Source organism: Patiriisocius sp. Uisw_047 (assembly GCF_047730165.1).
In the GTDB taxonomy this organism is placed as follows: Bacteria; Bacteroidota; Bacteroidia; order Flavobacteriales; family Flavobacteriaceae; genus Patiriisocius.
Genome location: NZ_CP159834.1, coordinates 2,713,784 through 2,739,207, shown reverse-complemented (window position 1 = coordinate 2,739,207; position 25,424 = coordinate 2,713,784). Strand labels below are relative to the sequence as shown.

The following is a 25,424-nucleotide window of genomic DNA, read 5'->3' as shown; positions in this document are numbered from 1 at the left end:
AAGAAACTTATAGTTTACCTCCATCATCTTCCTCCTGTTCTGGGTCGACCCCGTCTTTACGTTTCTTTTTCTTAGCTTTTTTAGCATCTTTATTTTTATTCTTTTTATCTCTTTTTTCCTTACGAGCGTCTGCTCCTTTATCTTCAATAAACTCCTCATCCTCGTGTCTATCTATTCTATAACTCACACCTATTCTACCATAGGTGCGATTGGGAGTGTCTTTAAAGTTTAATAGGACAGAGGCGTCTACCTGAAAGTTAGGGCTTAGAAGTGCCGCAGCACCTCCTCTAAATAATTGGTCTGCATACGTGTCGCCTTTAAAACCTTCATTCTCTACAAATATAGAAAACCAACTCGTCGGCGTATGGGTTAATGTCACCACATATCCATATTGCTTCGCATCATCGGTAACTCTATTTGCGTAAATATTTGTCACGAGTACAAAACCACCTACAAAATTGTTTTGAGTAGCAAGTACCACTTTAGGGCTAAGTCCAATACTATTGACACCAGGCCTCGTGTTATTTACAAACTTTCCTTCGGGATCTTCAATAAAATCTATATTAAGACCAGCGTAAAGGGACACGGCAGGAATAAAATCTGCCCATTGTATTTTGCGATTGGCTTTCCAGCTGTAGAGATTAGGCCCTTTTTTCTCCATCCTAAGATAGGGATCAAATAGTAAGTACTTTGCGCCTATGGTATTGCTTCGGAAATTTGAAAAACTTGTTTCCTGTGCCGTCATTCGAGTATCGCCAACATTGTTGTTTTGAAAACTACCCATAATACTCACTTCAAGTGCTTCTTTCCAAACACCATACCGCACGGCGTAGTCAATCATAAAGGCATCCGTTTCAGTAAAAACAAGACGGTGATCTTCTTTTCCTAAGCTAAGTCCAGCTTCGAACTGAAGCACCTTAGTTCCTACAGAAAAAGCACCTTGAGAGCTTCCTGGTCTGTTAGAATTAAGTTCATCTGTGTATTGAGCAAAAAGGGAAACAGAGTACCCTATAGCAAGAAGAATAGTGAGGAAAAAACGTTGGTGCATATGAAACATCTGTTTCCTCAAAGATATAAGATTTATCATTTATTTAATAGTCAGATTTGTTCTTTTTTAAATAGCAATCTGTAATTTTGATTTTCACAAAAAAACAGCTATGGAATTCCTAAAAACGCTTTTAATTATACTCTTGGTATACTTTGCGCTAAAGTTTCTCATTAAACTATCTTGGCCCTACGTTCTTAAGTATATGACCAAAAAGGCAGGTGAAAAATTTGCGCAGTCCTTTGGTCAGAATCCTTTTGACACTAAAGCAGCTAAAGAAAATGAAGGCGATATCACTATTGAACGTCCTGCCGCAACTACGAGAAAGACAAATGATAGTGCAGGCGAATATGTAGATTATGAAGATGTCAAGGAGTAAGCATTTTACTTTTACCTTATAAATCTCAAGCTTCACCAAGGTAACCTTGCTTATTTTTGTTAATTTCGACTTCTAAATAACAATTCTTTTTATGTCTTCTTACCTAAAAAAGTTTATTCCACATCTTGTCGTACTTGTACTTTTTGTGATTGCTGCCTTGGCATATTTTAGCCCCGTGTTGCAAAACAAGGTGATTTTTCAGAGTGACATCGCGCAATATCAGGGGATGGCAAAGCAGCTCAAAGATTACAGAGCAGCAGGTGACGAGATCTATTGGACAGATGCAGCTTTTGGAGGAATGCCAACCTATCAATTAGGAGCTAAGTACCCACACAATTATATTAAAAAATTAGACCTCACATTGCGGTTTTTACCCCGGCCGGCAGATTATTTGTTTTTATACTTCATAGGGTTATACATATTATTACTCGTCCTTAAATTAGATTACAAACTCGCCTTTGTCGGAGCCTTGGCCTTCGGGTTTTCCACCTATCTCATTATTATACTTGGCGTGGGTCACAATGCAAAAGCACACGCAATAGCATATATGCCATTGGTCTTAAGCGGTATTTTACTCACCTTTAGGGGTAAATACGTTTGGGGATTCTTAGTAACCTGTATAGCGATGGCGCTAGAGTTAGTGACTAACCACTTTCAGATGACTTATTATTTAGGCTTGCTAGTGCTTTGCATCGGGGTGGCTTACTTAGTAGATGCTTTCAGAAAAAAAATGGTGCCACATTATTTCAAAGCAGTGGGTGTGATGCTTATGGCCGTTATACTCGCGATAGGCTTAAATGCTACTAATATTTTGGCCACAAAAGAATACGCAGCTACTTCTACACGTGGTAAAACCGAGCTAACCATAAATGCAGATGGCACGCAGAAAGAGATTAAAGAAGGTTTAGATTACGGCTACATCACAGAATACAGCTACGGAAGGTTAGAAAGTTTAAACTTATTTATCCCTCGTTTTATGGGCGGTGGTTCTGGTGATCCTTTACCAGATGAATCTGCAACGGTGGACGCCTTATTGCGCACCGGAAAATCGCAGGAAGAACTAGTTGCTATTTTACAGCAAGTCCCAGTTTATTGGGGAGATCAGCGTATTGTGGCCGCGCCAGCTTATGTAGGCGCCGTCGTGATATTTCTTGCAGTACTCGCATTATTCTTGGTGCGTGGTCGTCTTAAATGGTGGATTGTATCAGCATTTTTCCTGACTTTATTTTTGTCTTGGGGACGTAATTTTTCATTCCTGACCGAATTCTTTATAGAGTATGTACCTCTATATAACAAGTTTAGGGCGGTTTCTTCCATACAAGTTATTATAGAGCTGCTAATTCCCATTCTTGCTGTAGTAGGGTTACATCAACTACTCAATGACTTTGTAAAAGCAGAGACAAAAAAGAAAGCTTTTTACTACACAACGGGAATTGTTGGCGGAATTACCGTAATCTTCCTATTGTTTAAAAATTCACTATTCAGTTTTGCAAGCCCTATAGATGGTGATCTTGCTTCTTATTATAAGTTGCCATTCACATTTGTAGACGCTATGCGCGAAGATAGAGCTGCGATTTTCACTTCAGATGCCTTACGTACATTGCTATTTGTATCGCTAGCCGCTGGAGCATTGTTCCTATACTTAAAAAATAAAATAAAAGAAGTGCCGCTTATTGCTGTACTTGCCATCTTAATCGTTGTTGATTTAGTAGGAGTAGATAGACGTTATGTAAATAATGATGACTTTGTAAAAGCACGTGTCATGGAAAAGCCATTTCAAGAAAATGATGCGAATCTCCAGATTGCAAAAGATGATGGTTATTATCGTGTAATTGATGCGACAACAGACCCTTTTAATAGTGGAGCCGCTAGTTATTATCATAATGCACTTGGGGGCTACCACGCTGCGAAGCCTGGAAGGATGCAAGATTTAAATGAGTTCTATATCAGTCAAGGAAATATTGGGGTGCTCAATATGATGAATGTAAAATACATTATCACACAAAACAATGAGCTAGGTCCTATTGCGCAACGCAACCCATATGCAAATGGTCCCGTGTGGTTGGTAGAAAATGTGATTTTTGCTGAGACAGCAGACCAAGAAATTATGTTTTTAGATAGTCTTGATACAAAACGTACTGCAATTATTCACAAAGATTTTAAGTCGCAAATCCCTACGGCATCCGTAGTAAGAGATTCAATGGCAAGCATAGATATGACAAAGCAGAAACCAGAACATATTGTTTATGAGTCAAGTTCGACATCCCCACAATTAGCCTTGTTTTCTGAAGTGTATTACCCAAAAGGATGGAACGCCTATGTTGATGGTAAGCCAGCAACATATTTTAGAGCGAATTACGTGCTACGTGCAATGTCGATCCCAGCAGGGAATCATAAAGTAGAATTCAAGTTTGAGCCCGCTGTGATTCAAAACGGGAGTACCTTGAGCTTGATAAGCAGTATTTTAGTGTTATTGCTTTTAACAGGTGGATTATACTTTAGCTATAAGAAAAGAAAGAACATTTCAGAATGAAAAAAGTACTGGTCATAACGTATTATTGGCCACCAGCAGGCGGACCCGGGGTACAGCGCTGGCTAAAGTTTGTAAAGTACTTTCCTGAAAATGGGATAGAACCGTTTGTTTACATTCCGGAAAATCCACATTATCCATTAGTGGACACAACTTTTACTTCGGAAATACCCAAGGAAACCACCATCATTAAGCGACCTATAAAGGAGCCCTATGGTTTGGCAAAGTTGTTTTCACGCAAGAACACGCAAAAAATGAGTAGCGGTATTATAACGCCTCAGCAGCCTTCTTTACTTTCAAAATTAATGCTTTTTGTACGAGGGAATCTTTTTATTCCAGATGCGAGAGTAGGCTGGTTGAAGCCTTCTGTTTCCTTCTTATCTAAATATCTAGTGGAACATAATATTGACACGATTGTCACTACGGGCCCTCCACATAGTTTGCACCTTATTGGGATGCAGCTTAAGGAAAAACTAGGGATTCGCTGGGTGGCGGATTTTAGAGATCCTTGGACGACGATACATTATCATACATCCTTACGATTGACAAAGGCTTCAGAGAAAAAGCATAAGGATTTAGAGCGCTTGGTTTTGACCAAGGCAGACCAGATCACGGTAACAAGTCCTACGACTAAAAAAGAATTTCAAGCCATTACGTCTCAACCTATAGAAGTGATTACAAACGGTTTTGAGGAGCAAAAATTTCAGGAGCTTAGCTTAGATAAATCATTTTCTATTGCACATATTGGTTCTCTATTAACAGAACGTAACCCCCTTGTTTTATGGGAAGCGCTCAGGGAGCTCAAAGAGGAACATAGTGCTTTTACAACAGACTTGTCACTTGTCTTTGCGGGAGTCGTCAGTGATGCTGTGAAGGATAGTCTAGAAATTTTTGGACTTACTGAGCAAGCCGAAATGAAAGGGTACATTCCTCATGAAGATGCGCTGCATTTGCAACGAAGTTCACAATTGTTATTATTGCTAGAGATGGACCGTCCAGAAACTAAAGCCATCATCCCGGGTAAGCTTTTTGAGTATTTACAAGCCCGTCGTCCTATTATTGCTATCGGTCCAGAAGGGAGTGATATGGAGACTATTTTGAGAAGTACAAAAAGCGGTCGGTTTTTTACACCTTTAAATAAACCAGCTGTAAAAGCACATATTTTAGCATGCTACAATCAATACTTACATGATGATCTGCAGAGCAATGGGGCATCAATAGCTCATTTCAGTAGGGAAAATTTAACTGTGCATATGGCTACTTTACTCAAATCGTTATAAACGAGAAATCCCCGATCAGCATGTGCCACGCGGGGATTTCTAACTAACCAACCAAAAAATCTTATAATCCTCTGCCTCTTCTTGATGAAGTCGACTTTGATTTTGAGCTTCTACTAGGAGCATTGCTTTTTGTGCGTGATCTTGAGTTTTTTGCTGCATTTTTTCTTGAGCTAGAAGGCTTTGTTACGCTTCTATTCGTATTGCTTTCTCTGTTGCTCGGCGCTTTTGCTACCGGTCTGCTTTGCACCTTAGGACGGCTAAATTTAGATGTCCTGTTATTTACAGCTGAACGTTCTTTAGATGTTGCCACTGGATCTCTTTTTGCAAAGGACGGGGCGTTGCGTTGTGCATTCGGTCTTCCTTGCGTAGGTCTGCTACTTACAGATAACTTAGATCTATCTCCTTTTCTAGAGATATCGCCTCTATTTGATGCTGACCTTCCTTTAGATTGACTTGATACATTACGATCTCTTTTATCATTTCTACTAGTAGTAGCTGGTCTTCCTTTAGTTGTAGCTCTATTGTTTATAGATTCACTTCTATTAGAATTACGCGCACTATTTCTATCGCCACGTGTTGCATTTGCATAATCTGTGCGATCTCTTCTAGCGTTATTTGTCGCAGCAGTATTTGTTCTACGAGGATTGTAATCTCTGTTCTTAGCTATACGACCATCTCTGTGGTGTGTGCGACTTCCAGGCCTGTAAAAATCTCTTCTTCCGTTCTGGTAAGCCACGCGATGTCTATTGCTATAATAGTTTGTGTGATTGTAATAGCTATAACGAATAGGGGTATAAAATCTTCTATACGGATAGTCATATACTACACAGTTATTATAAAATGGAAACGAGTAAAATACGTGCCAAGGTCTGTATACATAGTATGGATTAAAAGCGTTTATAAATCCAGTATGATGAGAATAGTAACCGTAGCTGTTATAGTGAATAAATAATCCACCTACAGTAACAATACGTTTTCTGTGATAACGAATCTCCACGTCTCCTGCTTGCACGATTCTACCATTTTCGTCATAATACACTGCTACATCTTCTATTTGGATAATCGCTCCATAATCGTCATACTGCACGTATGCTTCATAATCGTAACCAGCGTTGTAAGAGACACTCGCTCCAGGAGCATTTACTGAAATATTCACATCAGATCCTTGATTGGACCCCACATAAACAAAATCAAATTGTCCATCTGGGAATACTGAAAATTCTACCTCCCCTTCTGTAAAGATGTAACTTTTTCCATATCCTCTATTGCTTGCATCTTCATCTGGGCTTACTGATGCTGCCGTTGCTGTTAGTCCTACTAAGAGGAAACTAAACAAAAGTGCTGTTACTTTTTTCATAATTTTTAAGTTTTAAATTGTGTAAACTTTTTTGGAAAGCTGAATACGATTAAGATAAAACAAGGAGCGTGCCAAAAATGGAGAATGTAGTGTTTACTGGTGTTTTGAGTGATTACTTCAGGAATATGTTAAATTTATAATCGAATCTGAGTTTGTGATAGGTTTGAAAATGCTTAGTGATATATTGAATCACGACATTATTACATTTGGTTCTATTGAAATTTAATTTAAAAAGTTTCAAAGGCATTATCAGTAAACAGTGTTAGTAAAATTAATTATATCCCGAGTCATTTTTCCTGACTCGTATAACGACGCCTTCGTGATGCTACCCACAAACGAGCTAAAAAACATAAATCCGCCGTGTTCAAGATGAACTACGGCGGACTTATTAACTAACCAACCAAAAACTTATTTACTTTTTCTTTTTCTATTGTGTTGACGTTCTAGATTATTCCAATTAGTATCATTTCTATCTCTTCGTCCGTCACTATATGTATACCAATCATCGTGCCATTGTTTCCTGTTTTTACGATTAATAAACCCATAGGTATATCTTATGTTACCACGAAGGTTATAGATGATTTCCATATTCCCAACTTGTATGAGTGCACTTCTATAATACTGAAGTGGCACTTTACCTATACGCTTTACTTTACCATTGCGTTGGTATGTAATTTGAGAATGACCTATAGAGATAATGTTACCATTATAATCTCTTTTTATTCTGGTGCGACGACCGTTGTTGTGGTTCGTATGATTACTTCTTCTTTTATCCTTGTAGAACACTTGTTTTTGTCCACCGCGACGGTAGTCTTTTTGTGATGGATGCAAGAACTCATAACTAAAAGAGCCGCCGGTAGTCACCGCATAAAGCACACCGTTTTCAATAAATGTTATTTCTTGAACATTGGTATAGCGATGTTTCTTACCTGGATTAATAGTTACATTTTCTGGATGGGTATTTGTTTCCGCCTGCATAGCGATTCCACTTAGGAATAGGGCTACTAGTAAAAATACTTTTTTCATAATAACTGTGTTTTGGGTTATATCTCATTAAAAGCGATGAGATGTGCGCTATTGGCTTTGTATAAACCAATGAGCGTGCCAAAAACGTAAGGTGTTAATTATGAAAGAATTATGGGCGTGTTAATTATCGAATGATGAGCTTCCTGGTCGTGATTAATTTGTTTTCAGAATAGATATTGGTAGAATTAATTAACATTAGTTTTTAGATAAAAAACTACAATTTTTCCCTCAGATATTCTGCAGTAAAAGACTTCTTGTTTTTAGCTAATTCTTCTGGGGTCCCTTGGGCGATGACTTGACCACCTCTAATTCCACCTTCTGGGCCTAAATCTATAATGTGGTCTGCACATTTAATTAAATCTAGGTTGTGCTCTACTACTATTAAAGTATGCCCTTTATCTAGGAGTGCGTAAAAGGAAGCGAGTAGTTTCTGGATATCGTGAAAGTGTAATCCAGTAGTGGGCTCATCAAATATAAATAGGGTCTTGTCAGGTGAGTTTCCTTTTACCAGAAAGCTGGCCAATTTAATACGCTGCGCCTCTCCGCCAGATAGCGTAGAGGAGCTCTGTCCTAATTGTACATAGCCTAAGCCAACATCTTTAAGCGGCTTTAATTTTTTTGTTATTTTTTGTTCTTCGTGCGTCTCAAAAAAGGCAACGGCATCTTCTACCGTCATCGTAAGAATGTCGTCTATGTTTTTATCATTGAAGGTAACTTCGAGTACTTCTTTCTTAAATCGTTTCCCGTTACAGGTCTCGCATAACAGCTGCACATCTGCCATAAATTGCATTTCAATGGTCACTTCGCCTTCCCCTTTACAGGTTTCGCAACGACCGCCATCTACGTTAAAAGAGAAATGTTTTGCCTTGTAGTTTCGGATCGTAGATACTTTCTGCCTCGCAAATAAGTTTCTAATGTCATCATAGGCTTTAATATATGTCACAGGATTAGAACGTGAGGATCGACCTATAGGATTCTGGTCAATAAACTCTACCGTTTTTATCGCTTTAAAATTTCCGCCGAGACTTGTAAACTGTCCTGGCTTTTCACCAAAACCAGCTATTTCACGGACTAAGGCAGGGTATAAAATTTTACGAACCAATGTACTCTTTCCGCTTCCAGATACTCCCGTAACCGCGGTGAAGGCACCTACAGGAAACTGAACATCTATGTTTTTAAGGTTGTTCTGGCGCGCACCTTTTATTTCAATAAAATCCTTAACGTTTCGGCGTCTAAGGGGAACTGCTATTTCTTTTTTCCCGTTTAGATATTGTGCAGTGAGTGATTCGCTTTTTAAAATTTCAGCAAAATTACCTGTGGCTACTACTTCGCCACCGAAGGTTCCTGCTTCTGGACCAATATCGATAATCTCATCTGCGGCTTTCATAATGTCTTCATCGTGCTCCACAACAATCACAGTGTTGCCTAAATCACGCAACGATTTAAGCACCACAATTAAGCGCTCTGTGTCTTTAGGATGTAAACCTATGCTTGGTTCGTCTAAGATATACATAGAGCCAACTAAGCTAGAACCCAGACTTGTCGCAAGGTTTATGCGCTGTGATTCTCCTCCAGAAAGCGTGTTTGATTTCCTGTTTAGGGTGAGATAGCTAAGCCCAACATCCATTAAGAAGGAGAGTCTATTATTAATCTCAAGAAGCAATCGCTTCGCAATCTGAGTGTCGTACTTGTCAAGTTTTAGCTTTTTGAAAAATACTGCCACCTCATCAATAGGTAGCGCTACTAAATCTTGAATGGCAGCACCGCCTACTTTTACAAACTCTGCTTCTTGCCTAAGTCTTCGCCCATTACAAGTATTACAAAGTGTTTTTCCGCGATACCGGGATAGCATCACGCGGTTCTGTATCTTATAACTCTTTGATTCGAGAAATTTGAAGAAAGTGTTCAGCCCGTCAAAGTCTTTGTTTCCTTCCCAAACCAATTGTTGTTGTGCTTTAGTCAACTCGAACCAAGGTTTGTGGATAGGAAAATCTGCCTTGTATGCGTTGTTTATAAGTTGATCGCGATACCAGCCCATACTCTCACCACGCCAAGGAAAAATAGCATTATCATAAACACTTAACGCTGTATTTGGAATCACTAGTTCGTCATCGATCCCAATGACATCGCCGTAACCTTCGCAAGTAGGACAAGCTCCAAATGGATTATTGAAACTGAATAAATGTACATTAGGTTCCACAAAACTAAGTCCATCTAATTCAAAACGATTGTTGAATTCTCTAACATTTCCACCGTTAAGATTCTCAAGAAACAATTCTCCTTTTCCTTCATAAAAAGCAATCTGCGTGGCGTCTGCCAGGCGATTATAAAAATCTTCATCGTGCTTCATTACGACCCGATCCACCACAAGCTCAATTGCTTCGGAAATTTTTCTGCCTTTTATCTCGTCAATTCTTGTGACTACTCCATCTAGTTTCACGCGGGCGTAGCCTTGTTGTGCCAGCGCTTGTAATTTATTCTCTATCGTTCTACCTTCCTCAAGATGAATAGGAGCGAGGAGGAGGAGTCTCTCTCCTTCCTTTAAGGTCTTTATGTAAGTAATGACATCTGTAACCGTATCTTTTTTAACTACTTGTCCAGAAACTGGCGAAATTGTTTTACCAATACGGGTGTATAATAATTTTAAGTAATCGTAAATCTCGGTAGTAGTACCCACGGTAGATCGTGGATTGGTAGAATTTACTTTTTGTTCAATAGCAATGGCTGGAGAGATACCTTTTATACTATCTACCTTTGGTTTATTGAGCCGTCCTAAAAATTGACGTGCGTAAGACGAGAGACTTTCTACATACCTGCGTTGTCCTTCTGCGTAGAGGGTATCAAACGCAAGACTTGATTTCCCACTTCCAGAAAGTCCGGTAATTACAACTAGTTTATTACGTGGTATGGTGACATCAATATTTTTAAGGTTATGCAATTTTGCACCCTTAATGATGATGTTATTCTTAGTATCTGCGGTCTTTGTTGCCAAAAGAATTAATGTCTTTTTTCTTTATTTCCGCAAAGATACTACTTAGTAGTGGAGGTCACACGCAGGGCTAATTATATTTTTTTTAATGAAAGTTTGATTTTTTTTTGCTTTTGTCGGATTAAAGTTATTATATTTACGACTAATTAATCACATTCATAAAACAGGAGCCTATAGCATAACAATACTTTAAAAAATTTTAAAAGAACGACTAAACAACCAAATTACATAGTTGTTTAATTTTTAAAACAAAAGTACGTTATGAATAAAACCCCTAACTCCGATGCGCTTTTAGTAAGTGCATACATGAAAGGTGATGAGTCTGCCCTAGGTGAACTAGTTACACGTCACAAGCAAAGAATCTACAGTTTTATATACTCTAAAGTATATAATCGTGATGTCGCGGAAGATGTTTTTCAAGATACTTTTATCAAAGTCATAAAAACCCTCAAGCGGGGTAAGTATAATGAGGAAGGTAAATTTTTACCATGGGTGATGCGTATAGCTCATAATTTGGTAATAGATCATTTCAGAAAAAACAATCGTATGCCGAAGTTTGAGAACAAAGACGATTTTAATATATTTTCAGTCTTACACGATGGTTCGCTAAATGTGGAGGGCAAGATGATTAAGGCGCAAGTAGAAAACGATGTGAAAAAATTGATTCACGAGTTGCCAGATGATCAAAAGGAGGTTCTTATTATGCGTATATACAAGGATATGAGCTTTAAGGAAATCAGCGAGCAAACTGGTGTTAGTATCAATACCGCTCTGGGTAGAATGAGGTACGCTTTAATCAATTTGCGTAAGGTGATTGACAAGCACAATATAGTTTTAACAAACTAATACAATAATCCAATTTAAGTTGCGTTATTTCTAGGTATTAACCTCTTAATAAACGTAGTATGCCGAAAATGTACTCTCAATCACGACCGAACCGCGTGAGTAAAAACTTGGTTCCCAGAGAAGAAACAGTACGTTTTCTCCTCGATTATAGTAAGGCTTTAAGTGTTATAAGTTATAAAAACCTGAAGTTTGAAGCACTTCTCAATTAAATTTTATTGAAAAACCCGAGACTTTTGTTTCGGGTTTTTTATTTTTTCTTTCCTTCACTAAATTTTGTTATCGGCTTTAGCCCTGAAAAGATTGCCTCTACCAAAGGGAGAGTAAGTTGTTAGTTTACTGATTAAAAATTATTTTCTCTTCTTTTTATAATACTCCTCAATCACGGATTTTCTCCCAATCGTATTTGTTATGATATCTTTCTCTAAATCCCAAGCGCGAGCGGGAGAGTATTGCCGGCCGTACCAGATAATCTGTAAATGAAGATCATTCCAGGTGTGCTCTGGGAACAATCGCTTTGCATCTTTTTCAGTTTGTACTACATTTTTTCCATTAGTAAATCCCCAACGATACATTAAACGATGTATGTGTGTGTCCACCGGAAATGCAGGAATCCCAAAAGCTTGAGATATTACGACACTCGCGGTTTTATGACCCACAGCAGGAAATTTTTCTAAGGCTTCTAAATTGGCTGGCACGATGCCATTGTGATTGTCAATGAGCATATGTGATAGTCCGTGTATACCTTTTGCTTTCATTGGTGATAGACCAACTGGTTTTATAATTTCGCGTATTTCTTCTACAGTAAGCTTGATCATATCATAGGGGTTGTCCGCTATTTCAAATAGCAATGGCGTGATTATGTTTACCCGAACATCTGTACTTTGAGCAGACATCAAAACGGCAATTAATAATGTATACGGATCTTTATGGTCTAAAGGAATAGGAATTTGTGGATATATATCTTTTAACGTAGTAATAACAAAATCTACCTTTTCTTGCTTGGTCATTATCTGTATTTTTGATGCACAAAGATAATTGTAATAGTAATAAAAATAAAAATTTCCGTCATCGCGGAAATAACAATAAAACGAATCATATGAACACACTAAAAATAGGAGACAAAGTCCCTGCGTTTACGGTAAACGACCAAGATGGAACCCCGATTTCTTTAAGCGATTATGCTGGAAAAAAGTTGGTGGTATTTTTCTACCCAAAGGCGAGCACGCCGGGCTGCACAGCAGAAGCTTGTGACTTGCGTGATCACTATAAAGAATTACAAGATGAAGGTTATTCGCTTTTAGGTGTTAGTGCCGACAGTGAAAAGCGTCAGAAAAATTTTAAAGTGAAATACGAGTTTCCTTTTCCATTATTAGCAGATGAAGACAAAGTAGTGATCAATGCGTTTGGTGTTTGGGGAGAGAAAAAATTTATGGGAAAAGTTTATGATGGGATTCATCGTAAGACGTTCATTGTGGACGGACATGGTATTGTGGAACGTGTGATTGATAAAGTGAAGACAAAGGTGCATGCTGCGCAGATTTTGGAAGATTAATTTTTTACAAAGTAATGAATGACTCTATCTACGATAGTATTAAATGATAGGGTCATTTTTCACATTTTAAGAATTATATTTTTAGTGTACATCTATCTAGTGATAGTCTAGACATCTTAGTAATTGAAATTTATTGTCAAATAAATTCTTAATCTTTCTCTTTCAGAGATAGCCAACGTTATAATGGAGAATTGGGTTTTTCTTTTCATTCGGGCATATCGTTAAAATTGTATATATGGTGTCAGAATGAAAATGAATGCTCCATGACGAAAAGTTCAAAGGCCTTTTCGATATTATTATGGATGTATTTTACGTTTGTTCCAAAATAAAACCCAACAAAAAACCCTAACCAAAAGGCTAGGGTTTGTGGAAATATTTTTGATAAAAATTACGCCTTTGTATCTGCTAATGGAGCGTCACAACTAAACAAATGTTTTTCTTTAATGATTTCTGCAACACCGGCAGGAAGCATATCTTCCCAATCGTCTGTTCCGTCTTCTATTTTCTGCAATACCTCGCGAGAGAAGATATTCATGATATCTGGGTTAAAGTTTTCTATGTCGATCACCTTACCATTGTATTTAAAAAACTTGTAAAGTTCTTTCATGCGAGGATGCACTTTTAAGTTTTCACTTGTAGTATATTCACCCGTTTCTGGATTGCGCATAGGATAAAGGTAGACTTTAAGGTCTTTGAAAAATAATTTTCCAAAGGCCTCTAGAATTCCTCCACTTAAATGACGGTAATATTTCTCATCAAATATATCTACTAGGTTATTTACGCCCATCGCTAGCCCAAGACGCATCTTTGTATAGCGAGAGAAGTACTCAACGAGTTTATAGTATTCCTGAAAGTTAGAGATCATTACCGTATATCCTAAGGAGCATAACAGTTTTGCTCTATCCATAAAGTCTTCTTCATCAATCTCACCTTCTGCTCTAAGATTTGAGAGGGTGATTTCAAAAATGGTGACTGTCAGTTCTTCCTCTACTTTATTTTGGGTTAAGAACATCTCTAGCGACTTCTCATACATGTCTATATTTACCTTCGTCACTGGGCGGAAACTTCCACGAAGCGCTAAGATATTTTTCTTATACAAGATACGAGCTGGTAAGATATTATTCCCGTCTGGTCCGAACATAACCGCGTCAGTCATTCCGTTTTTAATAAGCTGTAAACTCATTAAACGATTATCAACATCGTCAAATTTTGGTCCCGAAAAGTTAATAGTATCAATTTCTATCTTATCCTTGTCAATATGGTCGTAGAGATAGCGCAGTAATTTTTTAGGTGTGTCATATTTATAATAAGCACCATAAATTAAATTTACGCCTAGTGTTCCTAAAGTGTGCTGTTGTAATAAAGCTTCTGTCTCGTGAAAACGCAAATGCAGAATGATCTCACTATACGCTTCTTCTGGATCTGTCTGGTAACGGATACCAACCCAACCGTGTCCTTTATATTTTTTAGCAAAATCTATAGTGGCCACCGTATTTGCAAAAGTAAAATACATTTTGTGAGGGTGCTTCTCGCGAAGGATACGCTCTTCTAAGAGCTCCATCTCGTGATTCAGCATCTTTTTAAGACGTGCTTCTGTTACATAACGACCATCTTCTTCTACACCGTAAATCGCGTCACTAAAGTCTTTGTCATAGGCAGAAATTGTTTTTGCAATTGTGCCAGAAGCCCCACCAGCTCTAAAGAAGTTACGCACGGTCTCTTGTCCGGCGCCTATCTCGGCAAAAGTACCGTAGATGTTTTCGTTCAAGTTGATGCGCAACGCTTTGTCCTTCACGGACGGGATGCTCTCAAACTCAATGTCTCCTTTAATAAAATCTGGCATAGCAGTATTTTTATGTATTCTGTGTATAAACAAAGGTACTAAATACCATATCTAATCAAAAAAAATACCGTTATTTTTGTACCAATGAAATTACCTTATTCCGTTACGTTTTTAGGGACAGGAACTTCGCAGGGAATTCCTGTAATAGGAAGTGAGCACCCGGTGTGTTTAAGCGAAAATCCAAAAGATAAGAGATTACGCGTTTCTGTGCTTTTGCAATGGGATGATTATAATTATGTCATTGATTGTGGGCCAGATTTTAGAATGCAAATGCTGCGTAATAATGTAAAACATTTAAATGCCGTGCTCCTTACACACGATCACAGCGATCACACGGCGGGTCTTGATGACATTCGTCCCTACTGTTTTAAACAAGGCGGTTTTGTCACTTTTTACGCAGAGCCTATTGTCTACGAAGCACTCCACAAACGTTTTGAATACATCTTTGCTTCAGAAAATAAATACCCGGGTGCTCCCACTATAAAGGAAGAAGAGATTCTCAATCTAGAAAATTTCAGCATAGGAGGGAAAACGGTGATTCCTATTAGATCGCTGCATAATAAACTACCTGTTCTTGGGTTTAGAATAGAAGGGTTTACGTATTTAACAGATGTAAAAACCATTAGCCTTTCAGAAATTGAAAAAATAAAAGGAACCGATGTTCTGGTGGTAAACGCCTTGCGAGAAGCACCACATCCGTCTCATCTTACGCTTTCTGAAGCGTTAGAGTTAATAGATAAAATACAGCCTAAAAAGGCATATCTCACGCATATAAGTCACTTGTTAGGTTTTCACGATGAGGTGGAAGCTCAACTGCCAGCTAATGTTCATCTGGCTTATGATGGATTAAAAATTAAAATATAATTAAAAAAATTATTTTTTCTGAAATACTAAAAACTATGAAAAAGAGCTTATTTATGTACTTATTTTTCTTTGCATTGCTGTTTATAATATTTCAGTATATGAATGAGAAAACCATTTTTGAATCGCAAGAAAAATCGATCAATAGCTTGACTAAAAAAATGGAAAAAGCGAGAGATTCTGTGGACGTTCTCAATAACAAACTGACTGAAAGTAACTATTTCTCTTTGCTTGATAATGACAATGCCATGAGTTATCTAGAAAAGTACAATCTAGATCCTGCAGAGGTAAAGCAGCTGGTTACGGATAAAATTTATGATCAGAATGGCGGCGAAAATGGCAACCCGATAATAGAGTTTAAAGGCGACCGCGGACCCATGCGAATCAATAAAATCAAGTTTTTAAACCACAGGTGGATTCAAGCAGATTTCTCTGATGGCCAGCGATGGGGAGAAGTGATTATCGAGTATTTATTTGATGAGAAAAACGAGCTAGATATTTATTCAGTGAAGTCGGTTTTATTTCCACTTTAAAGGACCTCTCACTAATTTACTCCGTAGGTTAACTTCATGGTAATAGAAGTTGTTTTCTCCTTGGAGCTAGTATTATAGGCAACACCCCAAGAGTAGTCCTCCCCAGAGTTCTGTCCTGTAATTTGAAAAATTCCCATTCTAGCTTCCTTGAGTTCGACCAAATTTGCACCACTATTCTCGGCATTTTTTTCTGCACGAAGTCTAGCGTTTTCTGTCGCACGCAAAATCATTTCGACTTTCAAGTCTTCAATTTTTGTATAATAATAACGAGGTGATTCACTGTATAATTGGAGGCCTTGGTTTAGAAGTTCAGTAATTTTACGAGATACACGTTCTATACCTTCTATATCTTTATTGTTTATCTCTACAGATTGTGATAATGTGTAGCCTGTACATATGCTTCCTATAGAATTGCCGTTTGGTCCATAAAGAGGGGCGCTATTTTCCTTGCTATTTACAGTACTAAAAACGAGATTTTCTTCAGAGATTCCCTTTGTAACTAGATACTACATTATTGCTTTTTTGTCTTTTTAGAAATCTGCGTAGGCTTGTTTTAAATTACTATTTACTTTATTAAAACGAGCAGTCCATACAATTAAGTCTGATGTGAAATCTGCTGTCCCTAATCCAGTGACAGAAATAGTTTGCTCTTTGTCGTTTCTATTCATAAAGGCATTGCCTAGAGCACTGCAATAGTTTGCTCTTTGTTGTTTCTATTCATAAAGGCATTGCCTAGAGCACTGCAGAAGCAATAACGATGGCCAGGCCAAAAATAATAGAGGTGAGATTGTTTTTCATAATACGTTTGTTTTGTATTATTTGATGATTTTCAACACTAGCTCAAACACTAGCTCAAACACTAGATCAAACACTTAGCGAAGCAAATAGTTCAGCTTTGCTGAATAGGAAAAGTCCGCCCCGTATTTATTGTGGGGTGCCAAGAGCAGCGTTTTATGAAGTGCGTGTACTAAGGAAAACACCATAGAGAAATTAAACACTAACTACTCACTATCTAATAATAAAAGCTCTTCATTAAAATCGTACTGCAAATCTTCATGCAGTGCGGATATTTTTCTTCCTATGTACTCTAACTGTCTATCATAGATATTTCGTATGGTCGTGTTTCTTTTGACAACCGTTTTATAATTTTTTAAGACTATACAAAAATAGAGTAGGAGCTCCACCTCGGTTTCTTTGTTACCGGAATAACGGATATATTTTTTGGTCTCCTTTAAAACTTTTCTAACACTCTTCTTAATATAATAATAGTTAGTGGCTGTAATCGTCTCAAAACCTTCATCTATCAATTCTTTAATGCTTACTCTATAGGTTTCTTCGCTATCTGCCTCAAAGAGCAAGTAGGTAAGGAGCTCTTTATTTTCTTTCTTAAAGCGACCTAATCGCAGACATAGCGCTGTTATTTCTTCTGGTGAGCGATGTTTAAATTCTTTTTTAATTTCTGCTAGAGTGGCGGTCTTCACGTTTTGGTACTGTTTCTTGTAAATATAGTATTTCTGTATTTAAAATTTTTAAATAAAAACCCGTTATCGTGAACGTAACGGGTTAATAATTAAATTTATTTTGAGATTACTCTCCAGTTATTTTCTTAAAGCCACAATGTGTAACAAGTCAGGGCTTCTAAAAAATTATCTCGTCAACATTACGTTAACAAAACATTAACAATTGAAGATTCAATATTGCAGGTTCTGTACTTAATCGGGTACTAAAACAACTATAAAGACTGCAACGTAGCTTGTTTGTGCTACTATGTACTTAATGGAGATGTAGTATCAAGGTTGATAGTTGATAAATAAGATGTGTGTCTCAATTTCAGGTACTTGAAACGTTTTGAGTTAGGGGTAATCTCTTAGGGAGAACGTCTAGGAGATGTAGTTCCAGATATTTTTATACTTCACAAGCTGGGCAAAGGTGTTTTTTATACTGAAATTTTCTGGAGTCAATAAATTAGGATCTGCTTTTAGGATCTGGAATGCATAACTACGCGCTATTTTTAAGATTTCGGTGTCATTCACAATATCTGCTATTTTTAAATTAAGAACACCGCTTTGTTGAGTTCCCATAATGTCACCTGGACCTCGGAGTTTTAAATCTACTTCGGCAATTTCAAAACCGTCTGTGGTGCCGGTCATAGTGGATAAACGGATTTTTGCATCTGCAGATAATTTATGACTGGTCATTAATATATTATAACTCTGCTCTGCACCTCGACCTACACGGCCTCTTAATTGGTGTAATTGTGATAGCCCAAAACGTTCTGCGCTTTCAATAACCATTACAGAAGCATTAGGAACATTCACCCCAACTTCTATTACCGTAGTGGCAACCATAATATTTGTTTCGCCTTTGATAAAGCGATTCATTTCAAATTCTTTATCTGCAGGTTTCATCTGTCCGTGCACAATAGAAATCTGATATGCTGGCTGCGGAAAATCGCGCACTATACTCTCATAGCCATCCATCAAATCTTTGTAGTCTAAGACCTCACTTTCTTGTATTAATGGGTATACTATATAGACCTGTCTTCCTAGCTTAATTTCGTCCTTTATAAACTTAAAAACTTTGAGCCTATTTGAGTCAAATCGATGTACCGTTTTGATCTCTTTTCTGCCAGGTGGAAGCTCATCAATAACGCTAATATCTAGGTCTCCATAAACACTCATAGCGAGCGTTCGTGGAATAGGTGTTGCGGTCATCACAAGGATATGCGGCGGCAACTCATTTTTATGCCACAACTTACTGCGTTGTGCCACCCCAAAACGGTGCTGCTCATCTATAATAGCAAGCCCTAAATTTTTAAATTTCACCTTATCTTCGAGTAAAGCGTGCGTCCCGATTAGGATGTCTAAAGAACCATTTTCAAGGTTTTCATGAATCTTCCTTCTTTCTGAAGTAGTACTTGAACCTGTGAGTAATGAAATTCTGATATTTAGATCATTACATAGTTCAGTAAGTCCAGTATAGTGCTGGACTGACAAAATAGCAGTTGGCGCCATTAGACAAGCTTGAAAACCGTTGTCAAGTGCTATTAACATTGACAAGAGTGCTACAATGGTTTTGCCGCTTCCCACATCGCCTTGTAAAAGTCGATTCATCTGTGCGTTGCTGCCTAAATCTTGACGTATTTCTTTAACCACTCGCTTCTGTGCATTCGTCAATTCAAAAGGTAAATGATGTTTGAAGAAGGTGTTAAAGTGATCCCCTACTTGAGCAAAAGGATATCCTTTAATTTTTGATTTATGAATAAGATTTTTACGAATTAATTGCAGCTGAATGTAGAATAATTCTTCAAACTTTAAGCGGTATTGAGCACGTGCTAATCGGTCTGCGTTTTCAGGAAAATGAATATTAAAAACCGCCTCGCTTTTTGAGAGTAGTTTTAGTGTTTCAATGAGTGGTTCTGAGAGGGTCTCTGCAAAGGAGTTTTTAGCCTCTAAAAAGACCTGTTCCATCAGTCCGTTTAATACACGATTTGTAATGCCGCTATTGGTTAATTTTTCGGTCGATGGATAGATGGCTTGCATAGAAGAACGGAGTTTGTTTTTATGTTCTTTAAGCAATTCAAGTTCTGGGTGTGGCATTGAAAAACTACCATTGTACCACTTGGTTTTTCCGAAGACAACATAGGGCTCATTGAGCTTCAAATTTTCTTTAATCCATTTCTGACCTCTAAACCAGATGAGCTCCATGGTTCCAGTTTCATCTCTAAAGGTGGCTACAAGTCGTTTCCCTCTTTTTTGCTCCACCATCTTAATGTGTGTAATCTTCCCTATAATTTGAACATCTGCACTATTGCGCTGCAGTCCGGCAACTTTGTAGTACTGCGTGCGGTCTAAATAGCGATTAGGAAAGAGATTAAGTAAGTCTTGATAGGTGTTAATGCCCAGCTCCGTCCTCAAGAGAGAAGCCCTATTTGGGCCTACACCTTTTAAGTATTCTATAGGAGTTTGTAGTTGTGAAGCATTCATGAAACGAAAATATAAAATTCATAATTCAGAATGAAACATTCAGAATAAAAATGATAGATGGAATGTCATAATTCTGAATTCTACAGCTACGGTATCTATAATTAGCGGTATAACAACTGTTATGGTGTTGTTAATATTCACATAAATACATCACGGTATGAAAAATTTTAAATCAAGTCCAGAAGTTAATGCAGGAAGCATGGCAGACATTGCTTTCTTATTGCTCATTTTCTTTTTAGTGAGTAGGACCATTCCATAAGACAAGGGAATTGCACGCATGTTACCGCAAGAATGTCCTCCGGGTCAGCTTTGTAGTGAGAAAATGAACGAGCGAAATATGCTAATGATTTCAGCAAATGAAATAGGGGAGTTATATGTCAATAAAGAATTAATTGAGATAAAAAACCTTAAGGAAACTATCGTAAAATTTATAGATAATAACGGTGATAAGACCTGTGATTATTGTAGTGGGGATAATGATATAGTGGCCTCAGACAATCCAAATCTCCCAGCCATTTTAATTGATGTGCAAGCAGCGGCACCTTATAAACACTTTACTTCTATTCAAGATGAAATTACAAAAAGCTATGAAGAATTGCGAGTCAGGTATGCAAAAGAGATCTTTAATAAAAATCCAGATGAACTTACTGCAGCAGAGCTAAAGCAAGTGATAGAAGCCTATCCTTTTCGGATAATTGAGGCTGCTGTGGAATAGGGTATAGCGTAACATTAGCGCTATTTGTGTCAAACGGAGCCTTGTAAAAGTTTATTTAGTTCGCTACCAGTCGAAGCACAAGAACTGAGTAAAGTATAAAAAGCCCTATTATTATTATTATTATTATTATTATTTATAATAAGGCTTTCGTATTAGTTTAATAACAACAGGTTACTCCTGTCCATACTTTTTAGCATAACGTCTCCATAACTCCGTCTGGTGTGTTTCTAGCGAAATATCTCTACCGTCTATAAAAGCCTTTGTAAGGATGTTTGTGCGCATATCTAGGGCATCGCCTTTACTGATAAAGAACGTGGCACTTTTACCTACTTCTAGTGTACCATAGCTATCATCAATTCCTAGAATTTTTGCTGTGTTCCCTGTAATCAATTGTAAGGCGGTTTCTTTATCCATCCCTTGTCCAACTAATTGACCTGCATAGAAAGGTAAATTACGAGTCTGAAAGTTAGATGCACCAGAATTTTGCAAGCCAACTAAAACACCCGCGTCAGCCAATAGTTTTGGTAACTTATAAGGGAGATCATAATCATCATCTGCCATTTCCGGCAGATTGTGTGTATGTTGCACCAATACAGGTACCGCATTCTTTTTTAAGAAATCTGTAATTTTATGCGCTTCATACCCTCCAACAATCACAATACTTTGTATACCAGATTCTTTAGCAGTGGTCACCGCATCTATGATCTCTTTTTCTCCATCTGCATAGATGTACAGTTTTTTATCGCCATTAAATAAACCTTGCATCGCCTTGTATGCCTCGTTTGCCACAGAAGTATCTGTATAAGCTTTACTACTAGCAACGTAGTTTTTTAATTCTGAAATTTGATTTCCGTATTCCTTGTTAGGTTGATAGCCTCTTGGCTCTCCTTCCCACCAGCGGCCTCTTCTAAAGCTGCTTGGCCAGTTTAAATGAATCCCGTCGTCTATTTTTACGGCGGCATCTTCCCAGTTCCAAGCATCAAATTGTACAATAGTGCTCGAACCCGAAATGCGTCCGCCTTGTGGTGCAATCTGAGACAATAACACACCATTAGGACGCATACTTTCTATCACCTTACTTTCGGCATTATAGGCAATGATGCTGCGGATGTTAGGGATATATTCTCCTAATTCATCTTCATCTTTACTTGCTCTTACAGCGTTTACTTCTATTAATCCTAGCGATTTTGCTGGTGCAATAAAGCCTGGATAGATATGTTTACCTGTACCGTCAATGATTTTACTCATCTTTCGGGTTTGACCTTCTGCAATGGCTGTGATTCTGCCATCTTCAAAAATCATATGCCCGTTGGTAATGACATTCCCGTTTCCGAGGTGATACGTACCACCGTTTACGATGAGGACTTCAGATTGTTTATCTGCGGGAGTTTGTTGTGCTGATACGGTAGTAGCCACCATAAACACAACTACTGCTAGTATACTTTTTAAAATTTTCATCTTCTTATTGGTTTATGGTTTCACATTCAAAATGCATTTCATCCTTCTTCATCGGTAGGCGTTTTTCACCGCCGTTCCCGTCTTTTTCTGAAAGCATCATTGTAATGAGTTTCGTGCGCTCTTGCTTAATGGTAGCACGCTTTGCTAAGTCTTGTTGTAAATCAAAGTAGGTTTTTCCTTCAATAATTGTTTTCTCAGCTTTGGTGTACACGCTTAAAGGGTGGTCTGACCATAACACCAGATCTGCATCTTTTCCTTCTTTGATACTACCTACGCGGTTGTCAATATGGAGTAATTTTGCTGGGTTAATCGTGACCATTTTCCAAGCTTCTTCTTCGCTCATTCCGCCATATTTGACCGTTTTTGCAGCTTCTTGATTAAGACGTCTTGACATTTCTGCATCATCACTATTGATTGCAGTTACAATCCCTTGCTTTGCCATGATGGCTGCGTTGTATGGGATGGCATCGTTCACTTCATATTTATAGGCCCACCAATCGCTAAAGGTAGAGCCGCCTACCCCGTGCTCAAGCATCTTGTCTGCTACTTTGTACCCTTCTAAGATGTGAGTGAAAGTGTTTATTCTAAAGCCGAAACGTTCTGCAACCTTCATAAGCATATTAATTTCGCTTTGCACATAACTGTGGCAACTGATAAAGCGTTCCCCGTTTAATATTTCAGAAAGTACCTCCATCTCTTGATCGTAACGATACGTGCCAGTTTTCTTGGCTGCTTGATATTCTAAAGCTCTGTTAAAGTAATTGACAAAAAGTTGCTCCACACCCATGCGTGTTTGTGGAAAACGGCTATAGCTCTCCCAGTTGGATTGCTTTACATTCTCTCCCAGCGCAAACTTGATAAACTTAGGGCTGTTGTCATAAATCATGTTATTTGCAGACTCGCCCCATTTTAATTTAATAATCGCAGAACGACCTCCTATAGGGTTTGCAGAGCCGTGTAAAATCTGGATAGACGTAACACCACCTGCAAGGTTGCGATAGATATCCACATCTTCGGGATCCACCACATCTTCAATAGTTACTTCTGCAGAGGAGTTATGTCCTGCTTCATTAATTGCTAAAGCAGCTATATGAGAATGTTCATCGATAACTCCAGCAGTTAAATGTTTGCCCGTAGCGTCAATAATCATCGCCCCGCCAGGAGCAAGGTTTTTACCTATTTTGGTAATCTTTCCATTCTTTACTAAAACATCTGTTTCGGTTAATATGCCTGCGCTTTCCCCCGTCCATACGGTCGCATTTTTAAACAACATATCTTGCTGTTGTGGTTGCGTCACATTGCCGTAGCCTACATTAGGGTAGGTCATTGGTAAAATTTCTGGAGCTTCTGGGCTGTCTTTGTCTTTCTTCTCGTCTTCAGAAACGTTCTTGGTTTGTACAGCAGTAAAAGTGCTTTCATTTCCGTTAGGTAATAAGAGTCTTCCTGAGAAATTTGTACCGTCTCTTGGCACGATACCGGTCGTTCTGTATACTTCTTTGGTTGCCTTATCTGTAAATGAAAGTGATACCCAGTTTTCTGAATATTCGAGTTTTGAAGGATAAGAAACAGAATCAATTTTCAGCTCTGTCTTAGGTTTTGAAGCATCCCCACTGATGTTTAAATCGTAGGTTTTCCCTGCCGCTGTAAAGGTATACTCCCCGCGAATGTCTTTTTGACTCTTGTCATTTATTACATTTTTTCGTCCTTGCACCCAGTTTTCATGAATCACGGTGCCGTCCTCAAACAAAGGGCCTGAAGTCACTAAAAAGTTTGCGTAGCGACCATTTTGTAAAGAGCCAATAAGATCTGCTTTCCCTAATAAACTTGCAGGAACTGTAGTTAATGCCTCCAGTGCTTTAGTTTTGTCATATCCATAAGCAAAGGCCTTACCGAGCATTTTTGAGAATTGAGCTATTTTATCAAGATTGTGCGTTGTGAGTGCAAAATGAACTCCATTGTCGCTCATCACTTTTGGGTTTGTAGGTGCTTGGTTCCACTCGCGCATATCTTCTAGCGAAATGTATTTTGCCAAGTACGCGTTACTTACATCAAATGCTTCTGGAAAATTAAGAGGTAAGATAAAGGCTGCTTGTGTGGCTTTTATATCGTTGATGGTTTCATATTCATCACCGCCAGCAACAATGATATATTGTTTGTTAAAGGCATCTCCTATTTTATCTGCTCGTAAATCATTGCTTTTGCTACCAGCTTCAAAAATGATGGGTAGATTTTTGTTTGCATTAAAAGATGCTATAGATCTGTCTGTGGTAGCGCTGTTTCCGTTAGCGTACCAAATAGCATCGTGGTTAAACTGGCGTAATAATGCCATAGCACCCATTAATGAAGTAGGATAGGACTGTCTAGAAGTAACACTCTTAGAAAACGAAAATAGTTGTGCGGCATCATCTTCAATTATACGGTGTGCGTCGCCATCTCCATCATTAAGGGCAACAATTACAGAAGTCCCTCTTGCAATACCATTTGGCATATGTGTGTTGACAACACCAAAGCCTTCCTTGCGCATTTCTTTTGCAGATTTGCTACTATACTTAAAAGATTCCATCGCTCTTTGCTCTGGCATGATATGATCGTTCCAGTAGAACCCTTCTCGAGAGGCTTGATATTGCGGAGAACGACCGCCGCCGCTTGAACGTTTTGGTTTTTCGATACCAAAGGTCGTGTACATATCTATAAAGGAAGGATAGATAAACTTGCCAGCGACATTCTCAACCACAGTGTTTTGTGGAATGGAAACGTTGGTGCCCACATTGACCACCTTACCATTTTTAAAAAGGATGGTGGCGTTATTGAGTTTTTGTACGGGTGTTACGTAAATCGTTGCATTAGTCAAGGCAATGTATTGCGTTTCTGCTTGCTTTAAGCCACCATTCTCTGGAAAGTAGTCTTGCCCAAAAAGCAAGGAGCTATACACCAAAAAGGAAAGAGTGAGTATTTTTCTCATAAATAGTTACCGCGATTGCGGGTAATTAATTGGTTAGTATAAATGAATCTTCTTGTAGATAC

21 protein-coding genes are annotated in these 25,424 nt (G+C 38.2%); 9 read left to right on the top strand and 12 right to left on the bottom strand.

Annotated features, from left to right (window positions below; translation table 11 throughout):
- Positions 1-7: 7 nt before the first annotated feature.
- Complete coding sequence (locus tag ABXT71_RS11925) at positions 8-1,087, bottom strand: transporter (RefSeq protein WP_415371584.1); 1,080 nt, start codon at positions 1,085-1,087, stop codon at positions 8-10.
- Positions 1,088-1,157: 70 nt separating this feature from the next.
- Here ABXT71_RS11925 and ABXT71_RS11920 point away from each other — a divergent pair, with 70 nt between their 5' ends.
- From ABXT71_RS11920 to ABXT71_RS11910, 3 genes are all read left to right on the top strand, one after another.
- Positions 1,158-1,424, top strand: a complete 267-nt coding sequence (locus tag ABXT71_RS11920; protein ID WP_415371583.1) for a DUF4834 family protein — start codon at positions 1,158-1,160, stop codon at positions 1,422-1,424.
- Positions 1,425-1,515: 91 nt separating this feature from the next.
- On the top strand, positions 1,516-3,957 hold the full coding sequence (locus ABXT71_RS11915; RefSeq protein ID WP_415371582.1) for a YfhO family protein: 2,442 nt from the start codon (positions 1,516-1,518) through the stop codon (positions 3,955-3,957).
- Entirely contained in the window at positions 3,954-5,234 is a 1,281-nt protein-coding gene (locus ABXT71_RS11910; protein ID WP_415371581.1) for a glycosyltransferase, read from the top strand. The genes ABXT71_RS11915 and ABXT71_RS11910 overlap by 4 nt, the downstream gene beginning before the upstream one ends.
- Before the next feature lie 61 nt (positions 5,235-5,295).
- On the opposite strand, the gene ABXT71_RS11905 is transcribed toward ABXT71_RS11910, so the two are convergent.
- From ABXT71_RS11905 to uvrA, 3 genes are all read right to left on the bottom strand, one after another.
- Entirely contained in the window at positions 5,296-6,591 is a 1,296-nt protein-coding gene (locus tag ABXT71_RS11905; RefSeq protein WP_415371580.1) for a hypothetical protein, read from the bottom strand.
- A gap of 408 nt (positions 6,592-6,999) precedes the next feature.
- Positions 7,000-7,617: a hypothetical protein gene (locus ABXT71_RS11900; protein WP_415371579.1), complete on the bottom strand. Its 618-nt coding sequence runs from the start codon at positions 7,615-7,617 to the stop codon at positions 7,000-7,002.
- 214 nt (positions 7,618-7,831) lie between these two features.
- Positions 7,832-10,609 (bottom strand): excinuclease ABC subunit UvrA, encoded by a 2,778-nt coding sequence (uvrA, locus tag ABXT71_RS11895; RefSeq protein WP_415371578.1) that lies wholly within the window; start codon positions 10,607-10,609, stop codon positions 7,832-7,834.
- A 258-nt stretch (positions 10,610-10,867) separates the two neighbouring features.
- Between uvrA and ABXT71_RS11890 the strand changes: the two genes are divergently transcribed.
- Complete coding sequence (locus tag ABXT71_RS11890; RefSeq protein ID WP_415371577.1) at positions 10,868-11,452, top strand: RNA polymerase sigma factor; 585 nt, start codon at positions 10,868-10,870, stop codon at positions 11,450-11,452.
- A gap of 347 nt (positions 11,453-11,799) precedes the next feature.
- On the opposite strand, the gene ABXT71_RS11885 is transcribed toward ABXT71_RS11890, so the two are convergent.
- A complete protein-coding gene (locus tag ABXT71_RS11885) occupies positions 11,800-12,459 on the bottom strand; it encodes an endonuclease III domain-containing protein (protein ID WP_415371576.1) in 660 nt (219 codons plus the stop codon).
- An 89-nt stretch (positions 12,460-12,548) separates the two neighbouring features.
- On the opposite strand from ABXT71_RS11885, the gene bcp reads away from it, so the two are divergent.
- Positions 12,549-13,004, top strand: coding sequence for a thioredoxin-dependent thiol peroxidase (gene bcp, locus ABXT71_RS11880; protein ID WP_415371575.1), 456 nt, complete (start codon positions 12,549-12,551; stop codon positions 13,002-13,004).
- A gap of 388 nt (positions 13,005-13,392) precedes the next feature.
- Here the strand turns inward: bcp and ABXT71_RS11875 are convergent, their stop codons facing one another.
- Positions 13,393-14,847 carry a TonB-dependent receptor gene (locus tag ABXT71_RS11875; RefSeq protein WP_415371574.1) on the bottom strand — a complete coding sequence of 485 codons (1,455 nt, stop codon included), beginning with the start codon at positions 14,845-14,847 and terminating at the stop codon, positions 13,393-13,395.
- Between the two features lie 84 nt (positions 14,848-14,931).
- On the opposite strand from ABXT71_RS11875, the gene ABXT71_RS11870 reads away from it, so the two are divergent.
- Positions 14,932-15,711, top strand: a complete 780-nt coding sequence (locus ABXT71_RS11870; protein WP_415371573.1) for an MBL fold metallo-hydrolase — start codon at positions 14,932-14,934, stop codon at positions 15,709-15,711.
- 35 nt (positions 15,712-15,746) lie between these two features.
- Entirely contained in the window at positions 15,747-16,241 is a 495-nt protein-coding gene (locus tag ABXT71_RS11865; protein WP_415371572.1) for a hypothetical protein, read from the top strand.
- A gap of 11 nt (positions 16,242-16,252) precedes the next feature.
- On the opposite strand, the gene ABXT71_RS11860 is transcribed toward ABXT71_RS11865, so the two are convergent.
- The 4 genes from ABXT71_RS11860 to recG form a co-directional block, all read right to left on the bottom strand.
- Positions 16,253-16,729 carry an SIMPL domain-containing protein gene (locus ABXT71_RS11860; RefSeq protein WP_415373111.1) on the bottom strand — a complete coding sequence of 159 codons (477 nt, stop codon included), beginning with the start codon at positions 16,727-16,729 and terminating at the stop codon, positions 16,253-16,255.
- A gap of 42 nt (positions 16,730-16,771) precedes the next feature.
- On the bottom strand, positions 16,772-16,909 hold the full coding sequence (locus tag ABXT71_RS11855; RefSeq protein WP_415371571.1) for a hypothetical protein: 138 nt from the start codon (positions 16,907-16,909) through the stop codon (positions 16,772-16,774).
- A 333-nt stretch (positions 16,910-17,242) separates the two neighbouring features.
- Positions 17,243-17,722, bottom strand: coding sequence for a hypothetical protein (locus ABXT71_RS11850; protein ID WP_415371570.1), 480 nt, complete (start codon positions 17,720-17,722; stop codon positions 17,243-17,245).
- A gap of 399 nt (positions 17,723-18,121) precedes the next feature.
- The gene (gene recG / locus ABXT71_RS11845) at positions 18,122-20,227 is read right to left on the bottom strand and encodes an ATP-dependent DNA helicase RecG (RefSeq protein WP_415371569.1); all 2,106 of its coding nucleotides are present in this window, start codon (positions 20,225-20,227) and stop codon (positions 18,122-18,124) included.
- Positions 20,228-20,384: 157 nt separating this feature from the next.
- Between recG and ABXT71_RS11840 the strand changes: the two genes are divergently transcribed.
- The gene (locus tag ABXT71_RS11840; protein ID WP_415371568.1) at positions 20,385-20,486 is read left to right on the top strand and encodes a biopolymer transporter ExbD; all 102 of its coding nucleotides are present in this window, start codon (positions 20,385-20,387) and stop codon (positions 20,484-20,486) included.
- A gap of 78 nt (positions 20,487-20,564) precedes the next feature.
- Complete coding sequence (locus tag ABXT71_RS11835) at positions 20,565-20,942, top strand: hypothetical protein (protein ID WP_415371567.1); 378 nt, start codon at positions 20,565-20,567, stop codon at positions 20,940-20,942.
- Positions 20,943-21,113: 171 nt separating this feature from the next.
- Here the strand turns inward: ABXT71_RS11835 and ABXT71_RS11830 are convergent, their stop codons facing one another.
- Together ABXT71_RS11830 and ABXT71_RS11825 are read right to left on the bottom strand one after the other, a co-directional pair.
- Entirely contained in the window at positions 21,114-22,400 is a 1,287-nt protein-coding gene (locus ABXT71_RS11830) for an amidohydrolase family protein (RefSeq protein WP_415371566.1), read from the bottom strand.
- Between the two features lie 4 nt (positions 22,401-22,404).
- Complete coding sequence (locus ABXT71_RS11825) at positions 22,405-25,362, bottom strand: amidohydrolase family protein (protein ID WP_415371565.1); 2,958 nt, start codon at positions 25,360-25,362, stop codon at positions 22,405-22,407.
- Between the last annotated feature and the right edge of the window lie 62 nt (positions 25,363-25,424).